The sequence below is a fragment of the Microcystis sp. 49638_E5 genome, from assembly GCF_021300285.1.
Lineage (GTDB): Bacteria > Cyanobacteriota > Cyanobacteriia > Cyanobacteriales > Microcystaceae > Microcystis > Microcystis aeruginosa_C.
Genome location: NZ_JAJTDH010000082.1, coordinates 1 through 13,038, shown reverse-complemented (window position 1 = coordinate 13,038; position 13,038 = coordinate 1). Strand labels below are relative to the sequence as shown.

The window sequence follows — 13,038 nt, the reverse complement described above, 5'->3', positions numbered from 1 at the left end:
TGGCATAAGTATAGCTTGTGTCTAAAATTGCTGGTCTTGGCTGTCTATATTTTAACCAATAAATTGCTGTATTGCAAGCATAGTCAGCTTTTAAAGATAAATTATTGTTTTATTAGTCAGCAATAATTGTCTGTTTTTTCTTTAATTTTACATGACAAGTTCGGAAGAGCCTCATTTAAATACCGAACAGCCTCTGAGAGACACCTCGTTTTCTTTTCGGGATAACATCGTCAGAGATTCCCCAATAGTTTGATGCTTGAGACATATTATATAGCAATAAGTCTTCGGGCATTTTTTCTAAAATAACTCGGTTGAGATTAGCGGTATTGATATTCATTGCTCCCATCACAGAAGAGCCAAGTTCTTTCGATAATAGCGGAATAACCGCGTTACCAATCTCACGAAAACCATGCCATATTGTGCGGTGAAACTGAAACCAATCGGGGAATGTATGTAATCTGGCGGCTTCTCGTACAGTAATACAACGAGGAATAGAATAGTGAATGGGTCTAGGAGCAGTATAGGCCCCTTTGTCACTATTAGTTCCGGCCCGGAGAGTATTACATAAACCAGTGGGAGAAAGCTTGAAAAAGCGACTTTTTGGTTCCACTGTACCCGGTTCGGTTACGATAAATCTATCAATTGATCTTTGGGTATGAACTGAGCCTATATGTCCATAGATTTTTGTATCTACTGTTCTTTGATGGCAAAGTTTAAAAATATCCCCTGGCTGCACTGAATATTTTTTCCTCTTACCACTATAATCTAATTTTGATGCAGGTATGCCTAAATCAGTATCGATAAAAGCCGGTATTAATTCTAAATCTGAAATCGTATCATAGACGCTGGTAAAAGCTGATTTTTTGGCTGAGTTCAAATCTACGGTCTTTGCCAGGGGATATTTAGCCATCGTCACGTCTTTTCGACTACCAATTAAGATTAATCTTCTGCGCTTTTGTGGTGCGCCGTATTCACTGGCATCAAGGATTTTAATTGGCTGATTGATTGCATAGCCAATAGCTTCAAATTCAGAGATTAACTCCTCTAAAAATTGTTTATGTTTACCCGTCGCCATGCCGGGGACATTTTCAAAGATAAAATACTTGGGTTTAATTTCCCCTACAATTCGCAGATATTCAAATACTAGAGAATTTCTAGGATCATCTATTTGTCGTTTACCAATCAGTGAAAAACCTTGGCAGGGGGGACCGCCGGCAATTAAACTAACATCGGTGGCATAGCCTTTTAGTTTTAATAATTCCCATATTTCTCTACTTGTTACTTTGGCTATATCCCGGCAAATAGTTTGACAATAGGGAAAGTTAAAATGATGAACCAAGGAATGGACTGCATCAAACTCCACCGCTACAGCAATATCAAATCCCGCCGCTTCTAGACCAAGGGACATCCCACCGCAGCCGGCAAATAAATCGATCGCAATTGGTCTATGTTTCACTTTGATGATTAGCTCTCTATTGTCTGCCTTTTATTATACTGTAAGTAGGGAGGCACAATTATTGGTAGGATGGGTTAGCGGTAGCGTAAACTATGCGGGTGTTGGGTTTCATGCTTCAACCCAACCTACGTTCTGCTTTTTATTATACTGTATTTCTGATATAATTAACAATTTAAGTTTTATTAAGAGTGCAATTACTTGAGCAAGTTAGTAATCAATTGATCGACTTTCTCTAATTCTTGAATAATTTGTTTAACTCTTTCTAATTCGTCGGCAGGGTTAGGCGTTTTTTTCGTTTTTATTCCCGAAAAATGAGCGATTTCACCGCGTTCTTTTCCAAAAGTATTCATATTTAGTAACCAAACTTGATCTAAGTCATCACTATCGATGCCGATTGGTAAGAGTAATTTTAATAGGTTAGTTTCTTTAATCCCATGATTTTGATCGATAACTGATTTAAAACATCTAATCACTATGTCAATTTTTTTAGTTATTTTCAGTTTGTCTAGGGAGACATTTTTGTTACCTTTAAGAGGAGTAAGGGTGTCGGGAGGATTTTCCATTTCTTGACCAGAAAAAGCGATTACACATAACAAAACTCGACCAGCTTTACCTTGATTATCCCAGATATTTTTTGCTGTCTGTACTGTATCCCAAACTCGATCTTCAAGATAAGATTCAATCTCAGCATGAGCAAAAACTCGATAGGCAAAAGTTAAAGCTAATTGTCTTTCAGAATAGTCATTTATCTCGCTGAATTTACGAGGTAGGAATTGTTTTTTGAGTCGATTTAATTCTTTGGTTAGTTGTCTAAATCTTAGAGATTTCGGCATAGTAAAAAAACAACTATCTTAACCCCTTAAAAATAATACGATTGTCTTCCATCTGAGGAATATTGAAGTTAATATCTAATACTTCTGATAAAGCTTGACCCCATAAATGAAAACGATCATAGGTTGATTGTTTAGTATTTGTACTAATTAATACAGCATTTTTAAATCGATCAACGGCAGTACGACATAAACTTTTAAATGCTTCTTCTACCTGTTCTTTGTTTGTCTCGGCAGCTGCTCTCATTAGATCATCGCAAAAGTAAAAAACCATCACATCTAAAATTGCTCGATTGAACTGACTTCGATAAGTTGCCGATTCAGGCAGCCAGAGACGGGAAAAGTTTTTCTCTCCAAAAATATTAATCGTTGTCTGGACAGCTTTTTCAAATTGATCAATAATATTTTTGATTTCTTCTGAGTTTTGATCCCATCGAGCATTAAGCGAAACACAAGCATTATCAAGAAATTTTTTAAGATCACCGCGATAATCGGATAAATAATAATGAAAAGCTACATAACGCAATAATATATCAGTGTCGCGCATCCGGAAATCGGGATAGGAAGATTTAAATATTTTCTTTAATGCTTGACTTTCGATCGCTCGATCATCTAAAAAATTAATAAAACCCCCTGGGTGTAATGCTTGTCTTAATTCTTGAGAAGACAAAGGGGTATTTTCCACATTGAGACGCAGAAAAATTTTATGGAGGAAACTCTCCGTTTTCCAATTACGGATAACAATCGTGCGGATAGTTTGATTATCCAGTTGGTCTAAGAAATCATTTAAATTGACGTCATTTTTTAGATCTTGATATTGGCAGCCATTGAGATTATCTAAAAATTCTAAATCTTTTAAAGTAAAACTATTATTAGGTGTGTCACTGTCACCATAAAACTGTAAAATTGTTAGTAGGCGTTGTTTGCCATCAAGAACGATAAATTTACCTTTTTCCTTATTATTAGCAGCTAAGACAATCAGTGGGACTGGAAACCCTAGAATTAGGGATTCAATAAATCGACTTTTACGAGTAATATTCCAAGCATCTCGTCTTTGAAAGCGCGGATTAAGTTGAATATTTTCTCGAATTAATTGATCGCGGATCGTTGCGGTAGTCCAATCACTGCTGGCAACAACAGTCTCGGAGATTTCTTTGAGTTGTAGCTTTTTTTGGTTTGCTGATTCTCCTTCAATATCTTCTTCTTCTTCCGCAAAATCCACCTCTTCTCTTTCTTCCAACATCTCTAACTGTGCCATGGTAGTAATTAATCTCCTCAATTGTCTATTCTGCAAAAATCCCGCCCCAATATTTGGACGGGAATAACAATCAATCAATAATTCAATACTACTCCCATTCTATAGTTCCGGGGGGCTTAGAAGTAATATCATAAACCACGCGGTTAACTCCCTTAACTTCATTGACAATGCGATTAGAAATTGTCTCCAATAAATCATAGGGAACCCGCGACCAATCGGCAGTCATTCCGTCTTCACTGCTGACTAAACGTAGGACAATAGGATAAGCGTAGGTACGTTGATCTCCCATTACTCCCACACTGCGGACAGGCAATAAAACCGCGAAAGCTTGCCAGAAATCGTGATACATTCCCTGCTTATTAATCTCGTCGCGCACCACCCAATCTGCATCGCGCAAAATATTTAATTTATCTGCGGTGACTTCCCCTAAAATGCGAATCGCTAAACCGGGGCCAGGGAAAGGTTGACGACGAACAATTTCTTCCGGAAGACCGATTGATCGACCTAATTTTCTCACCTCATCCTTAAATAATTTTCGCAGGGGTTCGACTAATTTAAACCGGAGATTTTTCGGCAGTCCACCAACGTTATGATGACTTTTAATTTTAACCGCGACTCTTTCCCCGGTTTTGGGATCCACATTACTATCGGCCGATTCAATCACATCGGGATATAAAGTTCCTTGGGCCAGATAATCAAAGGGTCCCAAACGATTCGATTCTTCTTCAAACACCTGAATAAATTCATGGCCGATACGACGGCGCTTTTCTTCGGGATCGGTGACACCGGCCACTTGCGCTAAAAATCGCTTTCTAGCGTTGACATACTCGACTCTAATATGGAATTGCTCGTTAAATATCTGCATTAATCGTTCTGGTTCACCCTTACGCATGAATCCCTGATCGATAAACATACAGGTTAGTTGATCACCGATCGCTCGATGCAAGAGGAATGCTAAGGTAGAGGAGTCCACACCGCCAGATAAAGCCAATAAAACTCGCTTATCGCCCACTTTTGCCCTAATTTCTCGGATCGATTCCTCGACAAAAGCTTCCGTGGTCCAAGTGGGTTCGCATTTGCAGATATGATAGACGAAATTGCGAATTAAGGCGATTCCTCCCACAGAATGGACAACTTCCGGGTGAAACTGCACTCCAAAGAGTTTTTTCTGGTGATCGGCAATGGCCGCACAATCGGTATTATCGGTATGAGCGAGAATTTCAAAACCCGATGGCAATTCCACGCAGGAATCCCCGTGACTCATCCAAGCGGTGGAACCGTCCTCGACATTGGTTAACAAATCGGTAGGATCGTTGATAAATAGGGATGCTTTGCCGTATTCGGCCCGTTTTGCCCGTTCTACCCTGCCCCCTAACTGCTGTACCATCAATTGCATCCCGTAGCAAACTCCGAGGATGGGTACACCTAAATTCCAAATTTCGGGATCACAGTGAGGCGCCCCTGGATCATAGACGGAATTGGGACCGCCCGAAAGAATTATTCCTTTCGGGTTGATTTGGGCCAATTGTTCGGCGCTGGTACGATAGGAGAGAACTTCGGAGTAAACGTTCGTTTCCCTGATTCTGCGGGCGATTAATTCAGAATACTGGGAGCCAAAGTCAAGAATGATGATTATTTGACGATTAAGGCTATTAGTGAAGGACTCTGAGGGCAAAGTCTCTTGGGGGGTGGGAAGGGGGGTTTGAGTTGTCACTACGATCAAAAAAAGAAACTGGCAGGAAAAGGTTAAAGATTTGTGAACTAAATCGGCTATTGTTCTGAAAATAAGCTAGAATAGTTTAGCCTTATTAGTTTCATTTTTTAAGACTAAATATTCCCACGATCATAGCACGGTCACTGGGGAGTAACTGGTAGATTTTGCAAAAATTTAAGGCCATTTTCGCTTTTGCTGATCAAAGAACGAGAGCGATCGAATAAAATACAACCGACCCCAAGATGACCGTTACTGTGGTTATAAACGTATTCTTGGCAACGGCGATCTATAGTATTAGCCATTTCTCCATAGATGCGTTCCACCCAATTATCGCCCGTTTGCCGGTCTAATTGACGCAGATATTCCAGACCGTTTTCGCTGGTGCTACTGTCAAAAATTTGCCGGAGATGGGGGGTAGCTAAACCCATTTTAGCGGCGTAGGCGGTGAGAATTTCCCGACGACCATCGGCCAGATGATGGTGAGTCTGAAAGATTCCCCCGGCAAGTTTAATTAATTTACCGTGATAACCAAACAAAAGAATTTCAGAGATTCCCTGTAATTGTGCCTCTAATAACATCGGCCCGATCCAATTGGCTGTTTTTACCAAAATATCAGGATTAATACCCATTTGAGGGGCTAAATCTAAGCCATTTTCCCCGATACAAAACACCAAGCGATCAAAACGAAGGGATAAATTTTTTAATTGCTCGCGAAAGATTTCCAACTGTCCGGGGGCGCTCAGGGGTTGGGAAATGCCAGTGGTACCCAACAAAGATAACCCCTCTACTACCCCAAAAGCGGCGTTAGAAGTCCTTGTGGCCAGTTTTTTGCCTTCTGGAAGAATAATCGTCACTTTGATGCTTTCTTGGGGCAGTAACAGGGGTCTGAGGTTTTCTTGCAGCAGACGCTGGGCATAACTATAAATAGCTGATTTTCCGCCATTATCAACCTGTAGGCCGATTCCTTCGCCGCCTTGAATCTCTATCTCTTGATTACCCTTTTTTCTTTCTACTAACGCCCATATAGGGGTATTTCTAGTTAAATCTAAATTATCCCCCGGATCGCTGCGGGTGATGGCTAGGGCAGCATCGGGGTTGAGTCGGGCAACTTGTTCGATGGCAATTGTAACGGCTTCTGGCGGTTCTAAAAGATTAAAAGTAACGGAATTTAGCTCATTTTCGCCGTGGAGATGCTGGAGAGATGCGATCGCACTGGCACAGGCAAAAACCGGTAAAGTGTAACCGGAACGGGGTGGGGAGATAGACATGAATAGGGTCGATAGCCAATCAAATTAGCCGTGATCTCATTATATAACTAAGGGGCAACCTCTGCTATTTTTGATGATTGTTTGACATCCTCACCCTGGGTGCAGAGGATGTCAAACGCTATTGGCAATTGGCCAATTTTGTGATACACTTGCCTATAAGAATTTTAAGGGATACTAGCAATTAGAATAGTTAAAAACTCGACTTATTTGGTCGATTGTTGCTTAACAATTGAGATGGCAAATTCTACAATGAGACTAATTTATGATATGATGAAAGAATGTATGATAATGTTTGTCGAATCTTAGCGTCACTTTTTTCAAGGGATATAGCCACTTGGTTAATCGGAGAACCGATTACATTAACCGAGTTGGAACCGACTGAGTTACTGATAGATCCAATTAGAGTAGATAGTTTGATTTTTTTACAATCAGAAGACTTAATTCTTCACATCAAATTTCAGACAGATCCGAAAGAAGATATTCCTTTTAGAATGGCTGATTATCGTCTGAGGATTTATCGTCGGTTTCCTCGAAAAAGAGTTTATCAAGTGGTTATTTATCTGAGAAAAAAATCAATCTGCTGCTGTCAAAATTAATACCTTTGAGTTATTAGAACTACAACATCGTTATAATGTAGTTAGACTCTGGGAAGTTCCCAGTGAAACTTTTCTAGATGTATCAGGTTTACTTCCGTTTGCGGTGTTGTCTCAAACTGATAATCCAGAAAAAGTATTACAACAAGTAGCTCGTCAAATTGAAAAAATTTCTGATAACATAGAGAGAAATAACATTGCTGCCTCAACTGGTATTATTGCAGGGTTAGTTTTAAATCAATCTATCATTAAAAGATTACTCAAGGAGGAAATTGTCACTAACCCCGCCCTAAAAGGGACGGGGCTTGCCTAGACCAATTTAGGCGACGCAAGTAGAGACTACCGCATTGAGACACAATCTGGCACAGACTTCCGAATACTTCCCTAGTTCGGATTACCTCTCAGCTTTATTGGTAAAGCGTTGTTAGACAAGACATCTTGATTGTGTTGCGGTAAGGGACTTTAACTTCACTCTTAAGGATTATCTCCATGGCAAGAGTTCCTGTTATCTCAAAAGACGGAAAGCCGTTGATGCCCACTAAACCCAGTCGGGCCAGACGGTGGATTAAGGAAGGAAAAGCTATCGGTAAATTCAACGACTTAGGTATTTTCTATGTCCAGCTAACCGATGAACCTTCCGATAGTAAAACCCAACCGATTGCCATTGGTATTGACCCGGGTAAATTATTCTCTGGAATTGGCGTTCAATCCTCTCTTTTTACTCTTTGGAAGGCTCACTTAGAACTTCCTTTTAAACGAGTAAAAGAGCGCATGGACAATAGACGGTTAATGCGAAGAGGACGTAGAGGAAGACGGATTAACCGCCAACTTCCTTTTAATCTAAGAGCGCATCGACAAAAACGATTTTCAAATAGAAGACAAGGAAAATTATCCCCCTCAATCAGAGCTAATCGTCAACTTGAACTTCGAGTCGTTTCCGAACTAACCAAAATCTATCCAATTACCGATATTTATTTTGAGTACATCAAAGCCGATATTGATCTAACTTCCGGTAGAAAAGGAGCTAAGTCTGGAAAAGGTTTTTCGCCGGTTATGGTTGGACAAAAATGGGCTATTGAGCAACTGTCTCAATTGGCAACAGTCCATACTCGCTTTGGTTGGCAAACCTCTAATCTCAGAAAACATTTGCGACTAGAAAAGTCTAAAAATAAAGCAGAACAATCACCCGAAAGTCATGCTAACGATGGAATTGCTCTTGCCTGTTTTCAATTTTTAGATTATTTGCCATTCCATACTTCTAATGGACATGGATATGATTGGAAGGGTTATGTTAAAGTAACAAACGCTCCCTTTGCTGTCATCAAACGTCCTCCTGTTAGTCGTCGTCAACTTCACCTGATGGTTTTTTCTAAGGGTGGTAAACGACGTAAATATGGTGGCTCTACCACAAGACATGGGTTCCGTAAAGGAGATTTAGTTTCTTCTCCCAAAGGGATTGGTTATGTTAGTGGAGATACCGAAAAACAGCTATCTGTAAGCGATACCAGTTGGAAACGATTGGGACAAATAGCTGTTAGCAAGATTCAGTTAATTCGTCGTTCTAACGGTTTAATTGTTTCTCACTAACTTGTATAAAGCCGCCCTCCGCTATCGCTAAAGGGCGGGGTTTCAGACCCATTTTTTCGATGAAGGAATCGGTTATTTATCAAGAAATTCTCGCTAAAGGAATCACAGAAGGTGAGATTTTAGGCTTTAAAAAAGGCGAAGCCAATCTAATTCTTAAACAAATTAATCGCCGAGTTGGTAATATTTCAACTGATTGGGTCAACAAAATTCAAGAATTATCTTTAGAACAATTAGAAGATTTAGGAGAAGCTTTATTAGATTTTACCTCTCAATCTGATTTAATTAACTGGTTTAATTATCTTGAAGAAAATAAAAAAAATATTAGATAGTTACACCCTGCAATCTAATAAATAATACTTGTCATTGATGAAAATTTTCTTTCCTGATCATAGCATTTTACCCGTACACAACCAATAACGCTATATTTGAGGAATTAAATCAAAGCGATCGCCTATAGCATTGTATAATAAAGTTGTCTTGAAATAATTAAGAGAAATTTACATAACTACTGATATAAATTAACGGAAGTTCTAGTAAATCTCGCTGATAAATGCTAGTAATAAAGAAACGTGCAGCCTTTTTTCGATGCTGATTTAGTCGTTGAATTTGAGACTGTACGGGGGTAAAATAACGATGATAAACATAACTGTCTTTTTCTTGCCAATTAAGGTATTGATAATGAGGATCATAAGCTAGTTTTTTAGCTTCTTCCGTGAGATTAATCGGACAGAGATCCACTTTATTTAAACAGATTAATAAGTGAGAAACTTGAGAGCATTCTTTGAGCAAAAAGTCAACCCATTTTTCAAATCTTTTGATCCATTGTTGACGAGTAATAAAATGATCTAGATTGTCTTTTTCAGGATTAATAATCTCTCGATAAGGTTCTAAAATAACTAAAACCGCATCTGCTGTCTGAATTTTATTTAATGTTTCTTGCCACATCTCATCATGAACATCTTGCCAAGATTTTTGCCAAATTTCTCCTAATGTATCAATTATATCTAAGTCAATTGTTTGAAGACCAGCTGTTAAATAAGCCTTAAACTCCATATATGTTTCAGAAAACCCGCATTTTCCTCCGTTTCTTGTTCCGGCTATTGTAATTCCTCTATCGTCAAGTATAAAAGATTTCATGAATTTATAATCGGGTTCTACAACTTTGATATAATGACCATTAGGATTAAGAATTTCTAGACAAAGATGTGTTTTTCCTGCAATGCGATCGCCGATACAAATAATTTGATTCACTTGTTTAACCTCCATGTTGTCAACTAATTGTAATTCTTTTCATTGGCAATAATTTGATGATTGAATTAATAAAGATTGATAGAATCTGTCTTTTCTCTCCTGTGTATAAGATTCGATTCGTTCAATTCTATCTAAAATATCACCTAAATAAATTAAGTCATCATTCATAAAGGAATCACCTCTTTCATGATTCTTTCCCGAAAACAATCTCGTAAACTGTTAATAGTAGCCACATCAACCTTACAGCCTAAATAATCTTCTAAGTCTTGAATTAAACCAATTCTATCTAATAAGTTGCGCCCTTGTTCCATTTCTACTAAAAAGTCAATATTACTGTCATTGCTGTCTTCTCCTCTGGCAACTGATCCAAATATGAGAATATTAAATGCTCCATGTTTTCGAGCAATTTTTATAATATTCTCTCGTTTTTCTTGAAGAAGTTGATAGCGTTTCATTTTTATAATTTCCCGAATATTTTTTAAGCAAGATGAGTTTTTTCTACAATAATTATAGTATTTTACCCGTACATAACCAATATAAGGGTTCAATTAGTCCAAAAGGTTGCCATTCTTGATGATTTCTAATCACGGCCATTGTTCCCCGTTTACTTTTTGATATAATAATTGAATTTGGTTCACAATATTTACCAAATACTCCGAAGGATGAAGTGGTAAAATATTCAACTTTTCCCTTGTCCTCCTGAGTCCAATTTTCTAGGATTGCATACATTTTAGGAAAGCGTCTTTGTACCAGACCACGAGGATCATCTCGATTAACCCAAAGTTCTGATAAATCACATTTCGTGACAGCAAAAGCGATACGACAACCTTGCGGGTTCCGCTGTGTTAAATCTGTGGTAAATTTTTCTAAAGACTTAGCATATACCTCATCTTCTCGATGAGATGTTCCATCTATTGGTAAGAAATATTCACCTATATCACTAAATAAATCATCATAATATTCTGTGAAGCTATGAGATGATGAAAACTCTTTAATATCTCTCAAGAGATTATCTGGCATATCGTAGATACCAAATGAAACTTTTTCTGTATTTTTAGTCCAAAATAATCCTTTTATTTCCAGAGTAATAGTAAAACTATATAAAGGATGATAGCAAAAGCTATCGTAAAATTCTGTTACTTCTAACATCACTTGCTCTTTTAAAATGTTTTCTGCCTTATAACTCAATTTTCTTTCATCCGCACTAATCGGTGTTACTTGACAAGATAAGACCTTTAAAGATTTTACCTGATGTTTTTGATGATAAGCTAAAGTCGCAAGATAAGTGCTTAATCCTGCTGCAGAAGAACCTATACCTATGATAATAGTCATAACATTTACCTCAGAGAAATAATGTGTTTAAAAAGGTTGAATAACTGGACAATTAACCCCAGCAACTTTAATCCTAACAAAGGATATAGTTAGGGACATAATACTATTATGTCTTAAGTTTACCATTTTCATCTTTCACTTAACAGAATAATCAGTTAAAAAAGGTTTAGTTACTGGACTATTAGACGCATTAATTCTAACAATAGCACTGCGATTACTTCTGAGTTTAGCATAGGGATGAGAGGTAATCTCTCTAATACCTAAAATGGGAATCCTTTCAAATCCTACATTTCTTTGACCAAAAGGATTTGCGCCGACTACACCTTGATTTACCATTGTAATTATTTGACGAGAATATTCTCCTAATTGTTGACTTAACCATTCAGCCGTTTTATGACTAACTCCTTGTAAAAATATCTGAGTTCGACAATTATTTAAAGCAGGTAAAGTTTTATCAGAAAATTGATCAATGTGTTGACACATCAAGACAACTCCTGCTTTAGCATTGCGTCCAATAGCGGTTAATTCTTCATAATCAAGATTCTTTAAGCGTGCTGCTTCATCACAGATAAAATAAGTGGGTATCCAGTTATGTTGAGGGTTTCTTAAACGACGATACATCACATTCATTAAATAACGAATCATAACCGCAGCTAAAGCTGAACCAAATTTTCCATCGGCTAAACTTTGACCAATGACTAATGTATGACGATTTTTGCCATTAAAACTTGATAATAAATAAAGATCACTTTTTCCGTCACAAATCGCCTTAACATCTCTATCTTGGAAAGGTGTTAATTTATTCAATAAAAAACTAATATCTAAGCCAAAACGATCATCAGGTAAACTTAAATAAGATAACTTAGCTTCCCATTGTGCCATAATATAAGGATTGGGAAAACAATGTTGTAATAACGCTCTCATTCCATTTCGATCTACTAATAATTCGGGTAATTCACTCGGTTTAATTTTGACAATATTTTGCTTGCGTGCGCTGACAACTACTCCTAAAATAGCGGTTAACCAGCCAATATCTCGCACCCAAAAAGCAGCATTTTGATCATTATCATTGATATCGCCATATAAGGCCTCCGCTAATGCTCTAATTTCCTTTTCTGTACCGTATTTTTCCAATTCTTCTAGGAAATTCCAGACAATTCGATGATTCCGATTACTAATATCCCACGTCATCAAACGAGAGCCAGTTTTTTGTGTCATAGGGAACAGACGAGCGCTCAAAAATCCCGCCGCATCAACCACAATTAAATTACTAATATTCATTAAATTTTCGGCAGATTTAAGCAAAAATTCCGTTTTTCCTGCCCCTGTTGGGCCAACAATTAATAAGTGTTGATGAAGATAGTCATGAGGAAGCCAAACATCCCGACGACGATTACAGCTATTATTACTAATTTCGACGTAATTTCCGAGCCAAAAGTCGCCATTATTAGCATTTCCTAACGCCAAATTACTAGCTTCTTGTTTATTAGCAGTTTGCGAGTAATCATAAAGTTCATTGTAACTAACCCCCGGTTTTAAGGATTCTCCTGTCCCTAAAATTAGCAATTTTTTTCCGAATAGGAGACGATTTCCGCCTTTAAACCCTTGATTTAATGTCCATCCTAATCCTTTTGCCGCAGCAATTCTCATTTTGAAAACAAAAGAAGATAAAGTTCTCTTGTTCACATAGAGAACTTCTGTCTAATTATCATTTTTTTTCAAGATAATCATCATAATTAGCTTCAAGAG

Annotated in this window: 12 protein-coding genes; 3 read left to right on the top strand and 9 right to left on the bottom strand. The window is 37.8% G+C overall.

Annotated elements, in window-relative coordinates; all coding sequences use genetic code 11:
- Positions 1-175 precede the first annotated feature (175 nt).
- The 5 genes from LW728_RS18510 to cbiD all read right to left on the bottom strand — a co-directional run bounded on the left by LW728_RS18510 (position 176) and on the right by cbiD (position 6,526).
- Positions 176-1,456: a DNA cytosine methyltransferase gene (locus tag LW728_RS18510; protein ID WP_287669142.1), complete on the bottom strand. Its 1,281-nt coding sequence runs from the start codon at positions 1,454-1,456 to the stop codon at positions 176-178.
- Between the two features lie 194 nt (positions 1,457-1,650).
- The gene (locus LW728_RS18505) at positions 1,651-2,289 is read right to left on the bottom strand and encodes a HEPN domain-containing protein (protein WP_287669139.1); all 639 of its coding nucleotides are present in this window, start codon (positions 2,287-2,289) and stop codon (positions 1,651-1,653) included.
- A gap of 13 nt (positions 2,290-2,302) precedes the next feature.
- Entirely contained in the window at positions 2,303-3,544 is a 1,242-nt protein-coding gene (locus tag LW728_RS18500; RefSeq protein WP_287767597.1) for a DUF262 domain-containing protein, read from the bottom strand.
- 88 nt (positions 3,545-3,632) lie between these two features.
- A complete protein-coding gene (guaA, locus tag LW728_RS18495) occupies positions 3,633-5,258 on the bottom strand; it encodes a glutamine-hydrolyzing GMP synthase (protein WP_287664657.1) in 1,626 nt (541 codons plus the stop codon).
- A 140-nt stretch (positions 5,259-5,398) separates the two neighbouring features.
- Positions 5,399-6,526: a cobalt-precorrin-5B (C(1))-methyltransferase CbiD gene (cbiD, locus tag LW728_RS18490; protein WP_287664654.1), complete on the bottom strand. Its 1,128-nt coding sequence runs from the start codon at positions 6,524-6,526 to the stop codon at positions 5,399-5,401.
- A 702-nt stretch (positions 6,527-7,228) separates the two neighbouring features.
- Between cbiD and LW728_RS18485 the strand changes: the two genes are divergently transcribed.
- From LW728_RS18485 to LW728_RS18475, 3 genes are all read left to right on the top strand, one after another.
- Positions 7,229-7,432, top strand: coding sequence for a hypothetical protein (locus tag LW728_RS18485; protein ID WP_287723365.1), 204 nt, complete (start codon positions 7,229-7,231; stop codon positions 7,430-7,432).
- Positions 7,433-7,608: 176 nt separating this feature from the next.
- On the top strand, positions 7,609-8,706 hold the full coding sequence (locus LW728_RS18480) for an RRXRR domain-containing protein (RefSeq protein ID WP_002800554.1): 1,098 nt from the start codon (positions 7,609-7,611) through the stop codon (positions 8,704-8,706).
- Between the two features lie 59 nt (positions 8,707-8,765).
- On the top strand, positions 8,766-9,035 hold the full coding sequence (locus tag LW728_RS18475; protein WP_002800553.1) for a DUF4351 domain-containing protein: 270 nt from the start codon (positions 8,766-8,768) through the stop codon (positions 9,033-9,035).
- Between the two features lie 157 nt (positions 9,036-9,192).
- Here LW728_RS18475 and LW728_RS18470 read toward each other — a convergent pair whose 3' ends face one another.
- The 4 genes from LW728_RS18470 to LW728_RS18455 all read right to left on the bottom strand — a co-directional run bounded on the left by LW728_RS18470 (position 9,193) and on the right by LW728_RS18455 (position 12,975).
- Positions 9,193-9,957 carry a hypothetical protein gene (locus tag LW728_RS18470; RefSeq protein WP_287767595.1) on the bottom strand — a complete coding sequence of 255 codons (765 nt, stop codon included), beginning with the start codon at positions 9,955-9,957 and terminating at the stop codon, positions 9,193-9,195.
- 164 nt (positions 9,958-10,121) lie between these two features.
- On the bottom strand, positions 10,122-10,412 hold the full coding sequence (locus tag LW728_RS18465; protein WP_287767593.1) for a nucleotidyltransferase family protein: 291 nt from the start codon (positions 10,410-10,412) through the stop codon (positions 10,122-10,124).
- A 52-nt stretch (positions 10,413-10,464) separates the two neighbouring features.
- The gene (locus LW728_RS18460) at positions 10,465-11,289 is read right to left on the bottom strand and encodes a hypothetical protein (RefSeq protein ID WP_287767592.1); all 825 of its coding nucleotides are present in this window, start codon (positions 11,287-11,289) and stop codon (positions 10,465-10,467) included.
- 135 nt (positions 11,290-11,424) lie between these two features.
- Positions 11,425-12,975 carry a type IV secretory system conjugative DNA transfer family protein gene (locus LW728_RS18455; protein ID WP_287723767.1) on the bottom strand — a complete coding sequence of 517 codons (1,551 nt, stop codon included), beginning with the start codon at positions 12,973-12,975 and terminating at the stop codon, positions 11,425-11,427.
- Positions 12,976-13,038: the final 63 nt, after the last annotated feature.